Origin of the sequence: uncultured Agrobacterium sp. (assembly GCA_913777615.1) — a bacterium.
In the GTDB taxonomy this organism is placed as follows: Bacteria; Pseudomonadota; Alphaproteobacteria; order Rhizobiales; family Rhizobiaceae; genus Agrobacterium.
In genome coordinates, this window is record CAJYTK010000016.1 from 1 (window position 1) to 21844 (window position 21844).

At 57.1% G+C, this 21844-nt stretch carries 19 protein-coding genes and 1 pseudogene; 5 read left to right on the top strand and 15 right to left on the bottom strand.

Annotated elements, in window-relative coordinates; translation table 11 throughout:
• Positions 1-240 precede the first annotated feature (240 nt).
• Both ilvN and QZ862_RS14440 read right to left on the bottom strand, forming a co-directional pair.
• Entirely contained in the window at positions 241-813 is a 573-nt protein-coding gene (gene ilvN, locus QZ862_RS14435) for an acetolactate synthase small subunit (RefSeq protein ID WP_296100677.1), read from the bottom strand.
• 21 nt (positions 814-834) lie between these two features.
• Positions 835-2628: an acetolactate synthase 3 large subunit gene (locus QZ862_RS14440; RefSeq protein WP_296084956.1), complete on the bottom strand. Its 1794-nt coding sequence runs from the start codon at positions 2626-2628 to the stop codon at positions 835-837.
• Positions 2629-3010: 382 nt separating this feature from the next.
• Here QZ862_RS14440 and QZ862_RS14445 point away from each other — a divergent pair, with 382 nt between their 5' ends.
• Positions 3011-4996 (top strand): DUF87 domain-containing protein, encoded by a 1986-nt coding sequence (locus tag QZ862_RS14445; RefSeq protein ID WP_296100678.1) that lies wholly within the window; start codon positions 3011-3013, stop codon positions 4994-4996.
• Between the two features lie 12 nt (positions 4997-5008).
• On the opposite strand, the gene miaA is transcribed toward QZ862_RS14445, so the two are convergent.
• A complete protein-coding gene (miaA, locus tag QZ862_RS14450) occupies positions 5009-5905 on the bottom strand; it encodes a tRNA (adenosine(37)-N6)-dimethylallyltransferase MiaA (protein WP_296100680.1) in 897 nt (298 codons plus the stop codon).
• Here miaA and serB point away from each other — a divergent pair.
• Together serB and QZ862_RS14460 are read left to right on the top strand one after the other, a co-directional pair.
• Positions 5904-6794 carry a phosphoserine phosphatase SerB gene (serB, locus tag QZ862_RS14455; protein ID WP_296100681.1) on the top strand — a complete coding sequence of 297 codons (891 nt, stop codon included), beginning with the start codon at positions 5904-5906 and terminating at the stop codon, positions 6792-6794. The two genes, miaA and serB, sit on opposite strands and share 2 nt — an antisense overlap.
• On the top strand, positions 6791-7351 hold the full coding sequence (locus QZ862_RS14460) for a GNAT family N-acetyltransferase (protein ID WP_296100682.1): 561 nt from the start codon (positions 6791-6793) through the stop codon (positions 7349-7351). The genes serB and QZ862_RS14460 overlap by 4 nt, the downstream gene beginning before the upstream one ends.
• Before the next feature lie 25 nt (positions 7352-7376).
• Here QZ862_RS14460 and QZ862_RS14465 read toward each other — a convergent pair whose 3' ends face one another.
• The 10 genes and pseudogenes from QZ862_RS14465 to thyA all read right to left on the bottom strand — a co-directional run.
• A complete protein-coding gene (locus QZ862_RS14465) occupies positions 7377-8126 on the bottom strand; it encodes an SDR family oxidoreductase (protein WP_296100685.1) in 750 nt (249 codons plus the stop codon).
• Positions 8127-8204: 78 nt separating this feature from the next.
• The gene (locus QZ862_RS14470) at positions 8205-8972 is read right to left on the bottom strand and encodes an ABC transporter ATP-binding protein (RefSeq protein ID WP_296076143.1); all 768 of its coding nucleotides are present in this window, start codon (positions 8970-8972) and stop codon (positions 8205-8207) included.
• Positions 8973-8981: 9 nt separating this feature from the next.
• Positions 8982-9962: an ABC transporter substrate-binding protein gene (locus tag QZ862_RS14475; RefSeq protein WP_296100687.1), complete on the bottom strand. Its 981-nt coding sequence runs from the start codon at positions 9960-9962 to the stop codon at positions 8982-8984.
• A 43-nt stretch (positions 9963-10005) separates the two neighbouring features.
• Positions 10006-10854, bottom strand: coding sequence for an ABC transporter permease (locus tag QZ862_RS14480; protein ID WP_296100689.1), 849 nt, complete (start codon positions 10852-10854; stop codon positions 10006-10008).
• 9 nt (positions 10855-10863) lie between these two features.
• On the bottom strand, positions 10864-12216 hold the full coding sequence (locus QZ862_RS14485) for an LLM class flavin-dependent oxidoreductase (protein ID WP_296100692.1): 1353 nt from the start codon (positions 12214-12216) through the stop codon (positions 10864-10866).
• Between the two features lie 374 nt (positions 12217-12590).
• Positions 12591-14141, bottom strand: a complete 1551-nt coding sequence (locus QZ862_RS14490; protein WP_296100693.1) for a Do family serine endopeptidase — start codon at positions 14139-14141, stop codon at positions 12591-12593.
• A gap of 218 nt (positions 14142-14359) precedes the next feature.
• Positions 14360-15295: a protease modulator HflC gene (locus QZ862_RS14495; RefSeq protein ID WP_296100694.1), complete on the bottom strand. Its 936-nt coding sequence runs from the start codon at positions 15293-15295 to the stop codon at positions 14360-14362.
• A 1-nt stretch (position 15296) separates the two neighbouring features.
• On the bottom strand, positions 15297-16433 hold the full coding sequence (gene hflK / locus QZ862_RS14500) for an FtsH protease activity modulator HflK (protein ID WP_296076154.1): 1137 nt from the start codon (positions 16431-16433) through the stop codon (positions 15297-15299).
• Positions 16434-16579: 146 nt separating this feature from the next.
• Positions 16580-17107, bottom strand: a complete 528-nt coding sequence (locus QZ862_RS14505; RefSeq protein WP_296038770.1) for a dihydrofolate reductase — start codon at positions 17105-17107, stop codon at positions 16580-16582.
• Positions 17104-17400 (bottom strand): annotated as a pseudogene (gene thyA / locus QZ862_RS14510) (thymidylate synthase); the annotation flags it as partial. The pseudogene thyA and the gene QZ862_RS14505, both read right to left, overlap by 4 nt.
• 484 nt (positions 17401-17884) lie before the next feature.
• On the opposite strand from thyA, the gene QZ862_RS14515 reads away from it, so the two are divergent.
• Positions 17885-18271: a hypothetical protein gene (locus tag QZ862_RS14515; RefSeq protein ID WP_296100697.1), complete on the top strand. Its 387-nt coding sequence runs from the start codon at positions 17885-17887 to the stop codon at positions 18269-18271.
• Positions 18272-18404: 133 nt separating this feature from the next.
• On the top strand, positions 18405-20186 hold the full coding sequence (locus QZ862_RS14520) for an AAA family ATPase (protein WP_296100698.1): 1782 nt from the start codon (positions 18405-18407) through the stop codon (positions 20184-20186).
• Between the two features lies 1 nt (position 20187).
• Here QZ862_RS14520 and QZ862_RS14525 read toward each other — a convergent pair whose 3' ends face one another.
• Both QZ862_RS14525 and QZ862_RS14530 read right to left on the bottom strand, forming a co-directional pair.
• The gene (locus QZ862_RS14525; RefSeq protein WP_296100701.1) at positions 20188-20439 is read right to left on the bottom strand and encodes a helix-turn-helix domain-containing protein; all 252 of its coding nucleotides are present in this window, start codon (positions 20437-20439) and stop codon (positions 20188-20190) included.
• A 231-nt stretch (positions 20440-20670) separates the two neighbouring features.
• Positions 20671-21693: a CHAT domain-containing protein gene (locus QZ862_RS14530; RefSeq protein ID WP_296100702.1), complete on the bottom strand. Its 1023-nt coding sequence runs from the start codon at positions 21691-21693 to the stop codon at positions 20671-20673.
• Between the last annotated feature and the right edge of the window lie 151 nt (positions 21694-21844).

Sequence of the window (21844 nt, forward strand, 5' to 3'; positions counted from 1 at the left end):
TTCGGGTTGGTTGAAACGGGCCACCTGCTTGCCCGGACGGCTTGGCCGTATGCGTTGGCTACGGCACGCGCCGCCCGGACAATCAGTCGATCCCGTTTGAACCAACAGAACTGTTTCTATTTAACAAGTAAACGCTCTAGCCGACACTCGCAAATGTATCCCGCCACGTAGCTGTCCAACATAAAAAAACAGGCCCCGAAAGTGGAGCCTGTCGCATTCGTCGATCTCATGAATGAAGCGTTACATGCCTTCCGGCCCACGGTTCATCGCCGCAATGCCGGTACGGCAAACCTCGATCAGCCCAAGCGGCTTGATGATCGAAACGAATTGATCGATCTTGGACGACTTGCCGGTGATCTCGAAAATGAAGTGATCGAGCGTCGCATCAACAACCTTGGCATGGAAGGCATCAGCAAGACGCAAGGTCTCGGCGCGATCTTCGCCGCGTCCTGCGACCTTGATAAGCGCCACTTCGCGCTCGATTGGACGCTCTTGCCCTGCCTGGCGTGCACGCACCGTCAGATCCACCACGCGATGAACCGGAACGATCCGCTCAAGCTGCGCCTTGATCTGCTCCAGCACACCAGGCGTGCCGCGCGTCACGATGGTGATGCGCGACAAGTGTGCCTCATGTTCTGTCTCAGAAACCGTCAGGCTCTCAATGTTGTAGCCACGGCCGGAAAACAGGCCGATGACACGGGCGAGAACGCCCGGCTCGTTATTGACCAGAACCGAGAGCGTGTGGTTTTCCACCATCGCCGTTTCGGTCTGGATGAAGTATGCGGAGCCGGTGGGCTGTAGGTGTGCGTTCATGTTTTTATCCTCTTCCCACGATTAGACGAGCTGGCGGCCCTTGGCGTCGATGGCGTTGGCAACTGCTTCGTCCGTTGCTTCATCCGGCAGCAGCATTTCGTTATGTGCCTTACCGGACGGGATCATCGGGAAGCAATTGGCGAGATTGGCGACGCGGCAATCGAAAATGACGGGTCTTTTCACCGCGATCATTTCGGCGATCTTGTCGTCCAGTTCCTTGGGGTCGTCGCAATACATGCCCACTGCCCCATAGGCTTCTGCCAGTTTGACGAAGTCCGGCATGGCTTCGGTATAGGAGTTGGACAGACGGTTGCCGTGCAGCAACTGCTGCCACTGGCGGACCATTCCCATATACTGGTTGTTCAGGATGAAGATCTTGACCGGCAGATTATACTGGATGGCGCATGACATTTCCTGAATGCACATCTGGATCGAGGCATCCCCGGCAACATCGATAACGAGCGCATCCGGATGGGCAACCTGAACGCCGATGGCAGCAGGGAAGCCATAGCCCATGGTCCCCAGGCCGCCCGACGTCATCCAGCGGTTCGGTTTTTCGAAGCCGATGAACTGTGCCGCCCACATCTGGTGCTGACCAACTTCGGTGGTGATGTAGGTATCATGATCCCGGGTTGCCGCAGTCAGGCGCTCCAGCGCGTATTGCGGCATGATGACATCGTTGGAGTTCTTGTAGGCGAACGAGTTGCGCGCGCGCCAGCGGGCGATCTGGCCGTGCCACTCTTCGGTCTGCGCCTTTTCGGGCTTGGCAGGCAGCGCCCGCCACAGACGGACCATGTCTTCCAGAACATGCGCGACATCGCCGATGATCGGAACATCGACGCGAACGTTCTTGTTAATCGAAGAGGGATCGATATCGATGTGGATCTTCTTGGAATTGGGCGAAAACGCATTGAGACGACCGGTGATGCGGTCATCGAAACGCGCGCCGATGCAAACCATGACGTCGCAATCGTGCATGACCATATTGGCTTCGTAGGAGCCGTGCATGCCGAGCATGCCCAACCACTTGTCGCCGGACGCCGGGTAAGAACCGAGACCCATCAGCGTGGAGGTGATCGGAAAGCCTGTCAGTTCGACCAGTTCGCGCAACAGACGGGTGGCTTCCGGACCGGAATTGACCACGCCACCGCCCGTATAGAAAACAGGACGCCTGGCTTTCGACATCAGTTCGATCGCCGCCTTGATGGCGTTCAGATCTCCCTGAACCTTCGGCTTGTAGCTCTTTTGCTGAATGGCAGCGGATGGCGGCGTATAGGTACCGGTGGCGAACTGAATATCTTTCGGAACATCGACGACGACAGGACCGGGACGGCCCGTCTGCGCAATACGGAAGGCTTCATGAATGATGCCCGCCAACTCATTGACATCCTTAACCAGCCAGTTGTGCTTGGTGCATGGGCGGGTAATGCCGACGGTGTCACATTCCTGGAAGGCATCGGAGCCGATCAGTGTGGTTGGAACCTGGCCGGAAATGCAGACCAGAGGGATGCTATCCATCAGCGCATCCTGCAACGGGGTAACAGCATTGGTCGCGCCTGGGCCGGAGGTGACGAGCATCACGCCGACCTTGCCGGTGGAGCGTGCGTAACCTTCTGCCGCGTGTCCCGCACCCTGTTCATGGCGAACCAGAATGTGCTGGATTTCCTCCTGCTGGAAAATCTCGTCGTAGATCGGAAGAACAGCGCCGCCCGGATAGCCGAAGATATGCTCGACACCGTTGTCCTTGAGCGCACGCAGCACGATCTCCGCGCCCGTCATGCGATTGCTGTTTTCCGTGTTGTCCTTATCCGTCATTGCCTGTTCCATCCCGATTTGGCTTTTGGATATCGCTGAGCGTGACCGCCCAAGTGGAGACATAAAAAAAGGCCCCTAGAGGAGCCTCGTTCAGCGCATGGGTGCTTTCGCCGGATGGTTACACCATCCTGCCCATGCGCCGTCCCACCACGATAAGTACGTTAAGATTTTTCATGGGGCGGAGTGTTAGCCAGAAATATGATGGGCGTCAACGCAAATTGCCGAAAAAATCACAAAGGCTTAACTTTATTGCCCGGAAGCGGGTCGATGCGAAACAAAGATGCGCGCCAATTACACCACTTGTTAAAGCCCATGACCTAAACATTTTTAGATAACAACAAAGCATCGACGACACCGACATCGGCCTTGCGGGGAAAAAACCGTGTTTAACGACGATCTACGAGCATCGGCAAAGGCAGGCGAACACGACCGCCGGGACGAACAGACAGCAGCCAGTCGCATGCTTGGCAGAGTGGTTTCCTGCAGCGGCTCGAAAGCGCGTATCTCCGTTACCATCACCAACGACGATCCGAATGTCGCGAAATTATGGTCGGTCGGACGGCTGATCTCCATCGATCTCGGCTCAACGCGGGTAACTGCCCTCACCTACGCCATGAATATCGATGGTTCTTCATGGTCGGACCACGACGCCAATACGCTGCTCGTGGACGTGGAACTGCTCGGCGAAATCTATTCCACGGAAGACGGCATCGAGCTCTTTTCGAGCGGCATTACCCGCTATCCCCATCTCGGCGCAGTCGCTCATCGCATCCGCGCCAGTGACCTCATGCGAATCTATGAGAACAGCGCCGCGGGCAGTTGTATCATCGGCAATCTAAGCCAGGATCAGAGCGTCGATGCGATGATCAACATTCCGCAATTGCTGTCGAAACATTTCGCCGTGCTCGGCTCCACCGGCGTGGGCAAGACGACGGCCGTGACCCTGCTCCTTAACAAGGCCATCGAGAAAGACCCGAAGCTCAGGGTACTGATTCTCGATCCCCATAATGAATTTGCCGCAGCCTTCCCAACAACCTCGGTGGTGATCGATACGGATACGCTCGATCTGCCCTTCTGGCTCATGAAACTCGAAGAGTTCGCCGAAGTGGTATTTCGCGGGCAAAAGCCGCCCGCCGAGGAGCTCGACATTCTGCGCGACCTCATCCCAGATGCCAAGCGCGCTTTCCGTGGCACGGACATGTCACATATTCGGCGTGCCTCGGAAAAATCGTCGCTGACCGCCGATACACCGGTTCCTTATCGCATTGCCGATCTTCTGGCGCTGATCGACGAGCGCCTCGGTCGTCTGGAGGGCAGAGACGAAAAGCCGGCTTTGCGCACCCTCAAGCTGCGCATCATGGCAGCCATCAACGATCCGCGCTACCACTTCATGTTCTCCAATAGCACCATCAACGATACGATCATCGAGACAGTCGCACATATCTTTCGCGTGCCGGGAGACGGCAAACCGATTTCGGTCTTTCAGCTTGCCGGAATTCCCTCCGAAGTGGTCAATTCCGTTGCGTCGGTTCTTTGCCGCATGGCCTTCGAACTAGCGCTTTGGAGCCAGGGATCGATCCATACGCTGGTCGTTTGCGAAGAAGCGCATCGTTATGTGCCATCCGATCCGGAGCTTGGCTTCTTCCCAACGCGCCAAGCCATTGCCCGCATCGCCAAGGAAGGCCGAAAATATGGCGTTTCGCTTGGCATTATCACGCAGCGACCGGGAGAGTTGGATCAGACGATCCTGTCGCAGTGTTCGACTGTCTTTGCCATGCGCCTTTCGAACGACAAGGACCAGGAGATCATCCGCTCTGCGATTTCCGGTTCTTCAAGCTCAACGATCAGCTTCCTCTCCTCTCTTGGCAACGGCGAAGCGATTGCCTTTGGCGAAGGGGTGAGCGTACCGATGCGCATGCAATTTAAACGCCTGCCGCAGCATATGTTGCCGAAGGCGGGCAGCGTTACCGCCGCCATCCATGACGACACGCCGGACAATGTCGATCTCCGCTCCATCGTCAAGCGCATGCGCTCGGTATCCGGCCCGGACATTTCCGGCTTCCGGCAGAGCTACGACGCGACGGTTGCCAAGGAGATGAGCGAGACCGACATGGATGACTGGGCTTACGACCGCCGCGGCGAGGTTGGTAACGGCTTCGAACCCTACCGCCCTCACATGCTTCCGCGTGGTAATCCAACTGCAACGCCAAAGCCTCCTCAGCAGCAGCCCATCTCCATATCGAGCACGGAGCGCAATGCTCCGGTCGATCACGATACGACGCGGCCATTTTTCACCAGCGAAACACGCTCCTCCATTCGCGAAACCTTGCTGAAGAAGCCCTTAGGGAGCCTCTACAGGAAAGACTGAGGCACAACTGGCTCACGTAAGCACACGCTGCCAATCATCGTCCATCTGATTGCGAAACCACGTCATCTGCCGTTTGGCATATTGACGGGTCGCAGCCGCAGCCTTCTCAATCACCTCGCCTTCGCTCATCCGACCCGCCAGCAACTCGGCAATCTGCGAGACGCCTATCGCCTTCATTGCCGTGGAATCCTGTGGCAAGTCGAGAGCCAGAAGCGCTTGGACTTCTTCAACGGCACCGCTCTCCATCATATGCGCGAAACGTCGATTGATGCGATCATGCAGGACGTGGCGCTCCGGCAAAACCACCATCTTGCGGGCACGAGCCGGATCGATGATCACAGGCCCCGTGGCAGATTGAAAGGTCTTGATCGACTGACCCGTCGCTTCCAGAACCTCGAGCGCTCGCACAGTCCGCTGGCCGTCCGTCGGCATCAGCGCTTGTGCCACGTCGGGGTCTCGGGCCTGGAGTTCGGCATGGAGTGCCGCGGAACCCTCTTCGATCAGACGCTGCCTGTACCGTTCCCGAACATCGGGCGCGATCGCAGGCATGTCCGAGAGACCGCCCGTCAGCGCCCTGAAATAAAGTCCAGTACCGCCGACGATCACGGGGAGCAGCCCCTTCGTCTTGAGTTGAGAAAGAAGAGTGCCGATCTCCCGCAGCCATTCGCCCGTAGAATATAGCGCCTTGGCCGATACATGCCCGTAGAGGAGATGGGGGATGCCGCCCATCTCGTCCGCCGACGGTCGAGCCGTCAGCACCTGCAACGTGTCATAGACCTGCATGCTGTCGGCATTGATGACGACGCCGCCATGCTGCTTGGCCAAACGAAGCGCAAGGGCGGACTTGCCGCTTGCGGTCGGGCCGGTTATCAGGATCGCATCGAATTGTTCATCAAGGTTTTTCATCATGGCTTTCGTTGCCACGCTTATCGCCAATCCGTCAAATCCTGTTCTCAGTCCAGCGCTTGGAGAAACGGCGGCGCAGGCCGTTGGAGCATCCGGCCTTTACTGGCTGGCAGACGGTGTTGCCTGCGATATCGTGCTGCCGGAAGGCGCCGATACTGACGCTGCCCGCACGACGCTGTCAGCCACGATCGCCGGGCTACCCATCGACATTGTCATTCAGGATCAGGATACACGCCGCAAGAAGATCCTGATTGCCGATATGGATTCCACCATGATCGGGCAGGAATGCATCGATGAGCTGGCCGCCGAAGTGGGTTTGAAGGACAAGGTGTCGGCAATTACCGCACGTGCCATGAATGGCGAAATCGCCTTCGAGCCTGCACTGCGTGAGCGCGTGGCGCTATTGAAAGGCCTGCCTGTTTCCGTCATCGATGAGGTCATTGAAAAGCGCATCACGCTGACCCCCGGCGGTAAGGAACTGGTGGCGACGATGAAGGCCAAGGGCTACTACACAGCTCTTGTATCCGGCGGCTTTACCGTCTTTACCGCACGCGTTGCGGATATGATCGGCTTCCAGGAGAACCGGGCCAACATCCTTGGCGAGCAGGACGGACAGTTGGACGGAACGGTCGCCGAACCCATTCTGGGAAAGCAGGCCAAAGTCGATGCGCTGATCGACATTGCGAACACGCTTGGTATTTCGCCTGAGGATGCATTGGCCGTTGGCGATGGCGCAAACGATCTCGGCATGCTGCACCTTGCCGGCAGCGGCGTTGCCCTGCACGCCAAACCCGCCGTGGCAGCGGAAGCGAAAATTCGCATCGATCACGGCGATCTCACCGCCCTCCTCTATCTTCAAGGCTATCGCAAGTCGGATTTCGTCACCGCATGATTATCCACGGTACACCGCGCCTTATTCTGCGCGCCTGGAAGGAAAGCGACCGCGCCCTCTTCCGCGAGATCAATGCCGATCCGGTCGTCATGGAGTTCTTTGCTGTGCGCCGCAGCGATGAAGAATCCGACGCCATGATGGACAGGATCAACGCCGTCATTCACACGACGGGTTTTGGCTTCTACGCCATGGAAAATCGAGAGACTGGCGAACCCATGGGCTTTTGCGGCGTCGCCCCGGTGACTGTCGACAACGTGTTTACCCCCGGCACGATGGAAATCGGCTGGCGGCTTGCGACCAGGTACTGGGGCAAGGGCTATGTGACGGAGGCGGCAAAGGCGCTTCTCTCGATGGCTTTCGACGAAAAGCGCCTTTCCGAGATCGTTTCCTTCGCCGTCTACAACAATCATCGCTCCACCGCTGTCATGAAGCGGATCGGATTGAAGCGCGACGCGGCACGCGATTTCAATCACCCACGCGTGCAGGAAGAGACACATCCGCACCTTCGCCCTCACGTCACCTACGCGCTGACGCTGGAGGAATGGCGGGCGCGATAACATCGCATCCCGCTGCCCCACATCTTCACTTCACCGCGGCATTGCCTCCATCGGCATAGAGGGCCGATCCGGCCACAAAGCTTGCCATCGGACTTGCGAGGAAGAGCGCTGCCTGCGCCAATTCCTCAGGGCTTGCGATGCGCTTCATAGCATGAAGACTGGCGGCCCATTCTTTTTGTGCGTCGTCTCCAGCCATCGCCGTATCCACACCGCCCGGCAGCAGGGCATTGGCGCGAATGCCTTTCACCGCATAGTCGGCGGTCAGACCTTTCACCAGTCCCATGAGGGCAGCCTTCGCCGCGCCATAGGCAGCCATTCCAGGCAGACCAACACTCGTGCCGACAAAGCTGGAGGTGAAAACAATTGCTCCGCCGCCGCGCTCCAGCATGGATGGTACCTGGGATTGGGCACCGAGAAAGGCGGAGGTCAGATTGGCGTTCAATGTGTGTTGCCATTCTTCGAGCGAGAGTTCGGCAAGCGGCTTGATCGCGCCTACAGCGCCCGCATTGTTAACGGCAATATCGAGACCGCCGAACAGATCCGCCGCCGCCCGAACCATTCGCTCATGCGTCTGCGCAAGACCGGCATCGCCGACCACCGGATGCACCCGGCCGCCCAGATTCGCGATTGTCTCGGCAACCTTATTCAGCGCCCGCTCGCCACGCGCATTGATGACGACCGCAGCCCCTTCTGCGGCAAAGAGCAGCGCGGTCGCCCGGCCAATACCGGATGATGCGCCAGTGATAATTGCGACCTTATTATTTAGAAGTGTCATAGGCTTTGGCCTCCATTTAATGAGGGCCAAGGCTTAGAGAGCAGCTTCATTAACAGCCACCCGTTTCATGCGTTTGCGCTAGTGCAGACCAAAGACGTGTAGCAGTTCCTCGCGCTGGCGAACAAAGGCTGGCGAACTCCGGTCACGCGGGCGCGGAAGATCGACATCGATCAGCCGGGGTGCGGCGCCCTTTTCTCGCGGGAGGATCAGGATACGATCGGCCAGATAAAGCGCCTCTTCCAGATCATGAGTAACAAGAACCGTGGTGACGTCTTCTTCGCGCCAGATGCGTGCAAGCTCCTGCTGCATGCCAATCTTGGTCATCGCATCCAACGCGCCGAGTGGTTCATCCAGCAACAGGATTTCCGGCTGGACGGCCAGAGCCCGGGCAATGCCCACGCGCTGGGCCATGCCACCGGAGAGCTGTCGCGGATAGGCATCTTCGAACTGCTGTAAGCCGACGAGGTTTATGTAACGGCGTGCGCGGCTGCGCGCCTCTTCCCGGCTCAAACCTTGCGTTTCCAGCCCGAAGGCGACATTGTCAAGCACAGTCAACCAGGGCAGAAGCCGCGGCTCCTGAAAAATCACCGCCCGCTCCCGACCGACACCGCGCACGGCGTTTCCATCGATCAGGACGTCACCGCGATCTGCCTCTTCAAGCCCTGCCAGCACCCGCAGGAGGGTCGTCTTGCCGGAACCGCTGGCCCCAACGATAGCGAGGCTTTCGCCGGATCCGATGGTGAGGTTCAGGTCTTTCAGCACCTGAAACGGCTTACCATTCAACTGGTAGGATTTGGAGAGATGGCGGATCGCCACCTCTCCCCGCAAAGACGCTACTGCACTCATCACATCACCTCAATTGCTGGCGGTTGCGGTTTCAGGCGAGTAGAGGATCTTCTCCGCTGCGAGTTGGTCCGGCTGAACCTTACCCTCGCGGGTCAGAACATCGATCCAGAACTGCAGGTCACGATCGACGGCCTTGCCGCCAGGCCGCACGCCGTAGCCAAGGAAGTACTGCGCCAATTCTGGGTTCTCGCCACGCTCTTCGAGCGCCTTGGCCAGAATTGTCTTGGTTTCCTCCGGATGCTCACGAGCGTAATCGAGTGCCCGCTGAGATTGCTCGACAAATGTCTTAGCCGCTTCCGGATGCGCCTTGATGAAATCGCGACGCAAGACCACGAAGCCGCCCGCAATATCGCCGAGAACATCGGTGTCATCGAAGACAGGACGAATGCCGCCATTCTTCTTGGCGAGGCCTTCGAATGTCGTCTGCCAGTAACCGAAGGCTGCGACATCCACTTGGCTGGAACGAAGCACCTGCTCCAGTTGCGGTCCCGGCACGACAACCGGCCTTGCGGCATCGGCCGGCAGGCCTTGCGAATGCAGCGCCTCGCGGATGGTGTAATCCAGATGCGCACCGAGCGTGTTGACCGCAATCGTCTTGCCGGCAATATCCTTGATCGTCTTGATCGGGCTGTCGTCCAGAACATAAAACACCGACTGGACCTGATCGTTGATGCCGTTCGAAGGATAGGCGGCAACGAAGTCATTTCCGCCGGCAATCGAGTTCAGCACGGCAGACGTCGCAGCACTTCCGATTTCGACGTCACCGGAGGCCAGCGCAAAGAGCGAGGCCGGGCCACCTTGGGCATAACCGACATTTTCAAAGCTGACGCCAGTTCCTTTAAAATAGCCGAGTTTTTCAGCAAGCTCATGCGCGGCAAGACCGCCCTGACTTGCGAGGTAGCGAAGCTTGATCTCTTCCGCCGAAGCGATGGTGGTGAGGCCGAGGAAAAAGGCTGCCGAAAGCAGCAGCTTGCGGGAATGGAAGGTCATGGTTTTGTCCTTTGAATTTGAAGAATGAGGGATCGATGCAGGATCAATGGGACGGCGCAGACCAGCGGCAAAGCTTGCGCTGGAGCAACACGAGCCCGGCATTGGCCGCGAGCCCCAGAAGCGCCAGAAGCAGGATCGACGCATACATCAGCGGAATCTGGAAATTATATTGAGCGTTCATCACCTGAAAGCCGACGCCCTTATTGGCACCGATCATCTCGGCAGCGATGAGCAGCAGAAGCGCGGTGGTGGCAGAAAGGCGAAGGCCGACGAAAATGGCCGGGACGGAAGCAGGCAGTATCACACGCCGGAAGATCGCGATCGACCCGGCCCCATAGGTCCGGGCCATTTCAACGAGCTTGCGATCCACTTCCTTCACTCCGCCGATGGTAGATAGCAGGATCGGGAAGAGCGTCGCCCAGAAGATGACGAAGACCTTGGATGCTTCACCGAGGCCCAGCATCAGAATGAAGACCGGATAGAGCGCCAGCGCCGATGTCTGGCGGAAAAACTGCAGCAGCGGATCGAGAGCGCGTTCCACAGCAGCCACCTGCCCCATGAAAAGGCCGAGCGGAATGCCAATGACAACCGCGGCTGCAAATGCGATGCCGGACCTCTGCAGGCTGATGGCGATGTCATCGATCAACGCCCCGCCGACAATGCCTTTCCAGAGAGCGGCGACGATAACGTCGAGCCGTGGAAAGACCGCAGGGTTGATCCACCCCTGCGCGCTTGATATTTGCCAAGCCGCCAAAAAGCCGAGCACCAGCCCGTAGCGGGACAAGAACGGCCTGATATAGCGGTTGATCGCCTGGATGGCGAGTGGCGTACGTTTCTCGCCACGATAGTCCAGTAAAGCCGGATGGGTGGATTTTACCTCGTCATAAGACATGATCGCACCTCACTCCGCCGCCTGGACAACCGGTTGCTGAACCGACCAGCGATTGACCGGGTATGGAAGACCAAGATTCTGGCGAAGCGTGGTGCCTTCATAATGCGTGCGGAACAGGCCGCGCCGCTGAAGTTCGGGGATAACGAGATCGACAAAGTCGTCGAGCGCTGTGGGAAGCCACGGAGGCAGGATGTTGAAGCCGTCTGCCGCCTCGTTCTCAAACCACTCCTGCAGCGTATCGACGATTGTCTCCGGTGTGCCGACGATGGTGTAATGACCACGGGCCGAGGCGACCCACTGATAGAGTTGCCGGATGGTGAAATTGTTCTCGTCGGCGATCTGGCGCAGCAGTGCCTGTCGGCTCTTCATGCCCTCCGTCGGCGGCGCCACGGGTAGCGGCCCATCGAGATCGTAGCCCTTAAGATCCAGCGTACCCCCTGTCAGACCATTCAAGAGGCCGACGCCATCCTCTTCAAGGATGAGCGAGGTCAGCTTCTCATACTTTTCCTGGGCTTCCGCCTGGGTTCTGCCGACAAAGGGCGATACGCCCGGCATAACAAGAATATGGTTCGGATCGCGACCCAGACGGCGAGCGCGGGTCTTAATGTCGCGGTAAAATTCCCGCGCCGCCTCAAGATGCTGGTGAGCAGTGAAGATCACCTCTGCCGTTGCCGCTGCCAGATCGCGGCCGTCCTCCGACTGTCCAGCCTGCACGATAACGGGATGGCCCTGCGGCGAGCGCGGCACGTTGAGCGGACCACGCACCTGGAAATGCTCACCACGATGATTGGTCTCATGCAGCTTGGTCTTGTCGTAGAACACACCGCTTTCCACCTCGCGGACAAAGGCGTCATCCTCGAAGCTGTCCCACAGTTTCTTGACGACATCCACGTGCTCGGCGGCGCGCTTGTAGCGGCTGGCATGGGGCAGTTGTGTATCCAGATTGAAGTTCTGCGCGGCAGAATCACCGGTTGTCGTCACAACGTTCCATCCTGCCCGACCGCCGGAAATGAGATCCAGCGAGGCGAACTTGCGCGCCGTCAGATATGGCTCCTCATAGGTCGTGGATGATGTGGCGATGAAGCCGAGATTCTTGGTGAAGGGTGCGAGCGCCGAGAACAGCGTCGTCGGCTCGAAACCCGCAACCCTAGCATTTCCACCCTCGCGCGCCCCTCCGAAGCCGACAGCCAGATTGTCTGCCAGAAAATAGGCGTCGAACAATCCGCGTTCGGCAGTTTGTGCCAGTTGCTTGTGAAACTCGAAGCTCACCGCGCCATCCACGGGCTGATCGGGATGACGCCATGATGCGATGTGCTGTCCACCGCCCGGCAGGAATGCGCCCAGTCTGATCTTGCGTGTCATTGGTTCCTCGCTTTGGAGCTCTGCCATGTCTGCCATCAGGCAGGACAACGGCCCGTTTAGCCGCGACACCCGTTCACCACGTGCCGTCTGAGAAGAAACCTACATTGTCTATTATTTTTATATAGAAAGAAGATTGCTCGATTGCTGATGCTGAGCAAAAAGATTTCTGTGGTTGGGCGCAGCGACAGAACAGCAGCAAATATGTTCCGAAACAGGAAACGGCGCGTGTTCTGCACAGGAGGAGTTACACCTGACGAAATCGCACATCGTCCTCATCTCGGACTAGCCATCCCGCCAGCAAAAAGCCGCCCGTTGGAAACGGACGGCTTTGATGATGTGTTCGCAAATAGCAGATGGCTAAAAGTCGAAGCAGACTATTCCAGCGGTATTGCCACGAAACGCAGATTGCCCTGCGCATCGGCAATCATCATATGCGCATTCTTCCGTCCGGCAGACTTGAGGCCATTGACCCGTACAAGAACGTCGCCTGGCACCTCCATGAAATCCTGCCCGACTTCAACGATCACGTCGCCAGCCTTGACGCCTTTTTGCTCGGCAACCGAGCCCTGCGCAACGCTCGCCACATAAACGCCTTCGACGCTTTCTGCGATGCCCTTTTCCGTTTTCAACTCATCCGTCAACGTCACGAGGTCCATGCCAAGCACGGTCTGCGATGCTTCGCGCGTATCCGGCGCCTGCTGCTCCGTTTCGGCGCCATCCTTGTCTTCGGGGGCGGTCATTTCACCACCCTCACCATCTTCAGGCATGGCGTCATCGCTGCTAGCACCCGGTTGCTGGTCTTCGGCACTGTCCTGCAACTGGCCAAGCTTGACCTTGACCTTTTCTTCCTTGCCATCGCGAAGCACCACGACATCGACTTCCTTGCCGACAGGGCTTTCCGCCACGATCCGTGGCAGGTCGCGCATTTCCAGGATCTGCTTGCCATCGAAGTTCAACACGACGTCGCCCGGCTTGATAGGCCCATTCTCCACCGGGCCTCCCTTGACCACGCCGGAAATGAGCGCACCCTTGGCGCTATCCATTCCAAGACTGGAAGCGATATCGTCGGTCACTGGTTGAACGCGCACGCCAAGCCAGCCGCGACGGGTTTCGCCGAACTCGATCAACTGCTGCACGATGTTCTGCGCAAGTTCGGTGGGGACGGCAAAACCGATACCGATCGAGCCGCCACTCGGCGAAATGATTGCCGTGTTGATACCGATCACCTCGCCCTTCATATTGAAAAGCGGACCGCCGGAGTTACCCTTGTTGATGGCAGCATCGGTCTGGATGAAGTTGTCATAGGGGCCAGCATTGATGTTGCGTCCACGCGCCGAAACGACACCGACCGTCAGCGAACCGCCGAGACCGAAGGGATTGCCGATCGCCATGACCCAGTCGCCAATGCGCATGCTGCGCGAATCCCCGAATTTGACCGCCTTTAGCGGCGCCTTCGGCTCCACCTTCAGAACGGAGAGGTCCGTCTTGGTATCGGTGCCGACCAGCTTTGCCTTGAGCTTGGTACCGTTGGGAAAGATCACCTCGATATCGTCAGCACCTTCTATGACGTGGTTGTTCGTCACCACGTAACCCGCAGGGTCGATGACGAAGCCGGAGCCGAGCGAACTGACCTTCTCGCCGCTCTCGGGCTTCTGATTATCAAAATAGTCCTTGAAGAATTCCTGGAATGGAGAGCCATCGGGAATTCGGGGTGGCGTCGGGCCTTTGCCCTCAGCCTTTACGCTTTGCGAGGTGGAGATGTTCACCACTGCATCCAGAAGCGGCGCAGCTAGATCCGCGACAGAGGCTGGCCCATTGGTCTGCGCCATCGCACCCGCCGGCATGGCAACACCACCGGCAAGAAGGGCAAAGGCTGCCAGACCGGCAACACTGCTGCGGAAGGGCGAAAATCGGGTTACGGGCATCAAGCGTCCTCGCATCTGCAAATAGTAGCCTCAAGCTTTAGTACCCAAGCATAAGGCGGAATGATGAAGTGTAAAAAACCTTTTCGTGAACCATGTGCGAATCGTCACCGTCGTCCACCGTAAATCGAGCCGTATCCCAAAGTCGCGACAGCTACACGCGATTTCCGTACCAAAAGAAAAGGCCGCTCGAGGCGGCCTTTTCGGTATCGTTTCAACAATCAGTTCGCCGGTGCGGGCGCCGGCGGCGCAACAGGTGCTGCACCTTGCTGCGGCTGCGCGCCGTTGATGTTATTGAAGTAACGGAAGAAGGTCGAATCCGGCGAAAGAACCAGTGTCGTGCCATTCCCATTCAGCGCGTTGGAGTAAGCCGTCATCGAACGGTAGAATTCGAAGAAGGCCGGATCGCGCTGGAACGCTTCACCGAAGATGCGGTTACGCTCGGCATCACCCTCACCGCGCAGCACCTCAGATTGGCGCTGAGCGTCGGATTCCAACTCGACGACCTGACGATCGGCGATAGCACGACGGCGCTGGCCTTCTTCGTTACCACGGGCACGGATCAGTTCGGCTTCTGCAAGACGTTCGGACTTCATGCGATCGAAGGTCTGCTGCGAGACTTCCTGCGTCAGGTCAGTGCGGCGAATACGAACGTCCACGATGCTGATACCGAGAGATTCGGCGTCAGGACGCAGATCGTCACGTACTTCCTGCATCATCGAAGCGCGGGCGTCCGACAGAGCGGATTCGAAACCACGCAGACCGTAGACGCGGCGAAGCGATGCATCGAGACGAGTGCGCAGACGCGATTCCGCCGAGAGCTGATCGCCCGAAACGGTTTCACGGAAGCGACGCGCATCGGTGATGCGATAGACCACGAAGGCATCAACTTCATAGAATTTGCCGCCCGAGACCTGAACACGGATATTATCGTGGTCGAAGCGCAATGCGCGGTTTTCGATATACTGAACGCGATCGGCATCCATGAAGGCGAATGGCAGCTTGAAGTAGAGACCCGGCTGCGTCTTCACGTCCTGGATCTGACCGAAGCGGACGACGATCGCCTGCTGTCTCTCATTCACCACGAAAACCGAAGAGTAGACGAGGAAGAACAGGACGGCGAGGCCGACGAGAATTGCCGTAAGACGATTGCTCATATCAGTTGCCTCCCTGCTGCGCTGCGCCGCTATTGCCGCGCATCATTTCGTTCAGAGGCAGATATGGCACCACGCCCTGCTTTTCATCGATGATGATCTTGTTGGAGCCCTTCAGAACGCGCTCCATCGTTTCGATGAACATACGCTCGCGCGTTACTTCCGGTGCCGTGCGATACTGATCGTAGATCGAGACGAAGCGTTGCGCTTCACCCTGCGCTTCGTTCACGACACGGCTCTTGTAAGCGTTGGCCTCTTCGACGATCTGAGCTGCCTGACCGCGTGCCGCACCGAGCTTCTGGTTGGCATACTGATTGGCTTCTTGAACGAAGCGATCCTCATCCTGTTCCGCGCGCTGCACTTCATCGAAGGCGTCAGCGACTTCGCGCGGCGGTGCCGCATCTTCGATCGCAACCGCGTTGATGGAAATGCCGGCACCGTAGCTGTCCATCGTGCCTTGGATGATGTTGCGAACATCGGCAGCGATCGCCTGGCGGTTGTCACGGAAGATGTCTTGCGCCGGACGACGGCCAACAACTTCGCGCATGGCACTTTCGGAAACCTGCTGAAGTGTTTCAGCTGGCGTGTCGACGTTGAAGAGATAGGATTTGGGATCGGAAACCGTGTAAAGCACCGAGAACTGGACGTTGACGATGTTCTGGTCACCGGTCAGCATCACGCCGGTGGCAGCAGAAGACGAAGTAGCGCGTGCGCCGATATTCTGCTGCTGCTCGGTCACCTTGACGATCTCGACAGTCTCGATCGGCCAGAAGTGATAGTGCAGACCCGGCATGGAAACTTCATTCTTTGGCTTGCCGAAGCGAAGCTCCACACCGCGCTCATCCGGTTGAACCGTATAGACGGACTGAATGCCGATGAAGGCGAGGATTACGAGGGCGATGATGGCGACGACGCCACCATTGAAGCCCCCTGGAAGCATGTGCTTGAAACGATCCTGACTGCGCCGGATGATCTCTTCCAGATCGGGTGGGCCACCATTACCGTTGCCGCCGCCTCCACCGCCACGTGGACGGTTTGGCCCTGATCCCCAAGGTCCACCCTGGTTATTTCCTCCACCGCCGCCGCTATTACCGCCGCCGCCCCAAGGGCCGCCGCCGCCATTCTGATTGCTCCAGGGCATTCATACCTCTTTGTTATAAAAACTTTCCCGCTCCCTCTCCAACGCGCTTTCGCGATGCCGGCGGGAATATCGTCCTCGTTATAAGAAGGCGACGCGTCTGTTTCAACGCAGGGGCGGTAACTTAATACCAGACAGGTCCAAATAGTTCACTTTGCCGCACCGCGCCGCCGATAGGTTGAAAAACGCACGGCATAATCGTCCTTTTCCCCGGCTGACAGGGCAATTTCATCGGTTTTTTCAAAAACGCTCAAATCAATTTCCGGAAAAAACGTATCGCCTTCCAGTTCAGCGTCTACATGGGTGACGGAAAGTTGATCGGCGAAGGGCATGGCCTGACGATAAATCTCGCCCCCACCGGCAACATAAACAGCGTCCACACCGAGTTCTCGGGCCTTGGCTCGTGCCAAAGACAAGCCATCCTCGAGCGAAGAGACGACCTCGACGCCATCCGGCTTGTAGTCGCGATTACGGCTGATGATGATATGCGGACGCCCCGGCAAGGGGCGCTCGCCGACGGAGAGAAAAGTCTTGCGGCCCATGATCATCGGCTTGCCCATGGTCTCAGCCTTGAAGCGCTTCAGATCGGACGACAGCTTCCAAGGCATATCCAGCTCGCGCCCAATGACGTTGTTTCTGGACACTGCGGCAATCAGAACGATGCGGGGTTCACTCATACCGCAATCGGTGCCTTGATGCTTGAATCGGCTTCGTAGTTCTCCAACGTAAAGTCTTCGAACTTAAAGGAAAACAGATCCCGCACTTCCGGATTGATCCGCATGGTCGGCAGCGGCTTCGGCGTGCGCGTCATCTGCAGTTCGGCCTGCTCGAAGTGGTTCGCATAGATATGCGCGTCACCCAACGTGTGGACGAAATCCCCAGGCTTCAAGCCGGTAACCTGCGCCACCATGAGCGTCAACAAGGCGTAAGAAGCGACGTTGAAGGGTTTTCCGACATCGCTATTTTTCTTTAATATTAGGTACACTTTTTTAAATCCACGTTCGCGGCTATCGGAAGCTACTTCTGTCATAAATTGTTACCGGCCGTCCAACCCTTTTCAACGCCTCAATCGATGAGAAAAAATTGATGTGCGGGAAAGCGCCACCTTTTACCACATTGGAGTTTCTAGCTCAGTGTCGAGGCTCTGAGCCCCTGCGCAGTGGTGGCCAATTACACAGACGCACGCAGGGGCGATGTCGAGCCTCGGATCCTCGCGCGACAGCTCCAAACAGATCGAAAGTAGACTGCTAATAGAGGCCACGATCTAAGCATCCAAAGCTGGGTTCAAGAGACAACGCCACCCCACAGTCTATGGAAAGTCATTACTTGGTACTCCAGGCTTCGCTGTCGCAACCGGAAATCCGCCAAGCAGCTAATTTGTTGACAATATCGGTTCATTTAATCAAATTGCTCACAACATGAGCGCAGTGCTCATGAGTCGCGGGGATTTTCTTATGAGCCTTTTTCGTTTTCTCGAGCCGCGGGGCAACTCCTCCCTTCGATCGATCAAGAAGCATGCTGCCACGCTAGATGGACTTGCTACTGACTTTCGAGAGATTTCAGGGTCCAAGCTCCCTCTTTCGATGCTTGGTTGTTCCATGCCCATAATTGAAGAGTGGTTTCTTGACCGATTGCTGGTGCCTGTCGTTGTTGGAAACATTTTTCATCCTGACCGTGTGAACGCAAACGCTGGCAATGTCTTGGCGTTCACTGATCCCATCGAACTGCTATCTATTGAGCTACGCCGAGTACGTACTTCCAAGGGCTGGTACCAGCTCGGAGAGGCATCGCCCTTGGCAGAGCGCACCCTCGAGGCCTGGAGCGTAAAAGGTGCGCGCTAGTTCCCGACACACTAAGGTATCCAAAGCAGCATTTGCTTCAATCCGCCGAAATGCCGCAATGTTTCTAGCAGTGGCATCGCTGAAGGCGGCGCTGCGCTCATCGAACTTGCCGTTAGGGGGGCGACCTTGTCTGGTGGTCTTGATCATTTCCCACGAGCAGAGCGTCGACATCTTTAAAAAGGCCGCAGAATTGCTGCTTGCTGGCGTGAGGTTCTCCTCAAGGATTCGTCGCGGCGTCCATGTTCACGTTCTCGGGCCGGTCTCCCATGGAAAAGGTAAGGCCAAGGAGGATAGCAATCTTCTCGCCCTTCATGGAACCTCCGATACGATAATTGTCATCGCCCGGTCGGAGAGCGATGTACCCTCGTCGCTGGCAGTGGTCGCCGATGCAATCTTGGATGCGCCGCGTCCGAGTTCGAGGCACATTCGGGCCGCGAGGAAACTGCAAGGGCTCCCCTCTCTTGGTGATGACGTGGTGGGGGTTTTGCGGCGGTGCGCCTTCTCAGTTCTAGTCCCAGCGATTTGCCGAGGTAGTGTGACCGCTGAAGACGCACGTCGTATTGAGCGAACCTCCAACACGCTTATATCCGAGGTCGGCCCGACGTTAGAGGAGCTTCCTGGCTTCGACGACGTGAGGCCTTGGGCGCAATTATTTTTGGACGACCTTCAACGATGGCGGCAGAACGAGATTTCCTGGTCCGATATTGATCGAGGTATTCTTCTTCACGGTGCCTCGGGGACCGGCAAGACGCTATTCGCTCAGGCGTTCGCTCGATCAAGCAGACTTCCCTTCGTTTTCGCTTCGGTGTCGAAGTGGCAATCGGCAGGCCATCTAGGGGACACCTTGGCAGCGATGAGAGCGACATTCGATTTCGCGCGTTCGCAACAGCCAGCCATCGTCTTTCTGGATGAACTGGACTCGATCGGTGATCGAACAAAGTTCCACGGTGACGCCGTAGAATACCGTAGCCAGATTGTGAATTTCCTTCTTGAATGTCTCGATGGAGCCGCAGGGCGCCAAAAGATAGTAACGATCGGCGCGACCAACCATCCGCACGCGATTGACAGGGCTATCCTTCGAAGCGGGAGGATCGAACGTCAGATAGAATTGAGGCTTCCAGGTCCGAAAGAGCGCGCCGACATCCTCGCCTACCATCTTGGAATAGAGGTGGACGCCGACGTCTTGGGAGTGGCGAATGATCTGGAAAGCTGGACTGGAGCGGACCTGGAAATGCTTGCCCGAGACGCGAGGCGAGAGGCGAGAGCCATAAAAAGACAAGTCTCGATCGCCGACGTCGTGGCATCCCTTCCACCGCTTCATGAACTGCCGCACGAAGCTACGAGAAGGATTTCAATACATGAGGCTGGGCATGCTGTCGTAGCTCATTCGATCAATCCCCTGATTCGGATCGCGCTCTCGATGCGTCGGACTTACCAAAAAGCTGAAGAAAACCCGATTTCCTACGGTTCGGCCACGTACGATGGAGACGAGTTGGCGCTTCCAACCCGCGAAGTCCTAGAGAGCCTCATCTGCAGAAAGTTCGGAGGCGCAGCGGCCGAAGAGGTCTTGCTTGGAGGGCGCTCTATTGGGTTTGCCGGCTGGCAAGGTAGCGATCTGGAAACAGCAACCAGAATAGCGATTCAGATGGTCTGCTCGCATGGAATGGGACGAAATCTGTCTTTCTACAGAACCGAACGTTCCGCGGCGGCGACAGATTTAGCAAGACTTCCGATTGATCTACGCCTCGAAATAGCTGAAATTCTGCGTGTTCAATATGAGCGCGCGCTGTCGATCGTAAAGATCAATAGGGAAAAAATCGATGGCTTAGCGAGTACACTTGTCGCGCAACAGTGCCTAGACCATGCTATGGTTGCCGCCGTATTGGCGCAGCACATCGACACCAGCTCACGCTAGGCTACGTCTGATCGATGAGCTTTGTACCAGCCGGGCGGATCATGGCGACGCCTGGCCCGCGATCGGCGTTTCCCTCGATAAAGACCACGCCCCCCGCCTCCAAGGCTGAGCGGACTTTTCCGATGGCGTCGACGAGAACATTCCCTTCGCACTTCTCGATCCTGACAACAATCTGCCTGCTGACACCTGCTCTCTCCGCCAGTTGATCCTGGCTGAGGCCCAAAAGCGCGCGTGCCGCCCGCAACAGCGTCATTATTTCCGATGTCGAATCCATGACGCGAGAAGGCGGCAAATGTATCGAATTGTCAACAATTAGCGTTGTTCGTCGAATCCTTCCTTTTCACGCTGAACCTCGTGTCCATCACGGCGGAAGACTACTTAGAAAATATAACGAGATTGCCGTCCGCTGCGTCGTCAAAAACCGCCCAACAAAGCAATACCGGATCTAAAGGGTGTTGATCCAACGCAGCAGAGCGGAGACGTTTCAACCTTGATGGAACTTGTACATCCTTGACTGTTCACGATCGCTGGTGAGGTTGATTTCGTTGACGCCGAACAGAAAGGCATCTTCGAAACTTCGACCGTGAGACAAGGCGCGGTAGAATGCGTACGAAAAGGTCAGTGCTGCGGCGTCGCCAACGCTGTCATCGCATCCGATTACAAACGGGATATGTTTGGCGATTGCTAAAGCCTGATCGCTTGAGTAGCAGCAATTCAGCACCACGCAGGTGAGATCAGGTTTGAACATCTTTACAAGGTCTGACAAGGCCCCTGGAGGTACTTCGAATGCCTCGCCGGTCGAATTTTCCAGGATGATCGAACTGGCGCTGGATCCGTGTCCGCTGAAATGCAAGACATTTGGCCGTTGCCGCAGAAGATGTCCCTGCAAATCGGATACTTTGACCGCAAACTCCGATTCGATTTCGAGCTTCCCGCCGTTCTCACGAATCTGACGTTTTAGCTCGCGATTCTCCTCATCGACCCGAAGACGCTCTTCCTGTTCTGGAGATGCGCTCAGCATCAGAATCTTCATCCGTTTGCTCTCCTCTTCTGCCTTGTATTTATCAAAACCAAAAAGATCACTTGTCCCGCCGCCAGGCTGACGCTTCTTCAGCGCCCCGTATAAGGACGTCCCCGCGGCCATGCCGAGAAGGCGCTCTTGAGAGGAGGGAGATCTGTCGAACTCATCGAAGACGAATTCTTTGTAAGCCTCGCACCTGCTTCCGCATCTTGCAAAATGCCCTAGGAGAGCGAGCCGAACCGATGGATCCGGTTCCTGTTCTAGCCATTCAACGGTAACCGTCTCCATCCCGTCGTAGTACGTATCTAAAAGCGCCGACGCCAAGCCAAGCCTTGCCTCGTGATGCACGTCGTCGGATCCTTGTATGAGATAATCCTGTCGACGCATCTGATCCGACTGATCCGTGGCGAGCAATCCATACACCTTTGCTCTCACGTTTGGTGGCTCTTGTGATAGATTACCGAGATTAATCCCAAGGTTCTTCATCGACAGGCGATCATTCTCGATGATTGACCTGAGCCCCTTAACTTCCTCCAGATTTTGGTAGAGTCCGTCGTATCAAGGAGACGGACGGAATGAAGCATTCACGGTTCACGGACGAGCAGATCATCGGGATATTGAAAGAGCAGGAGAGCGG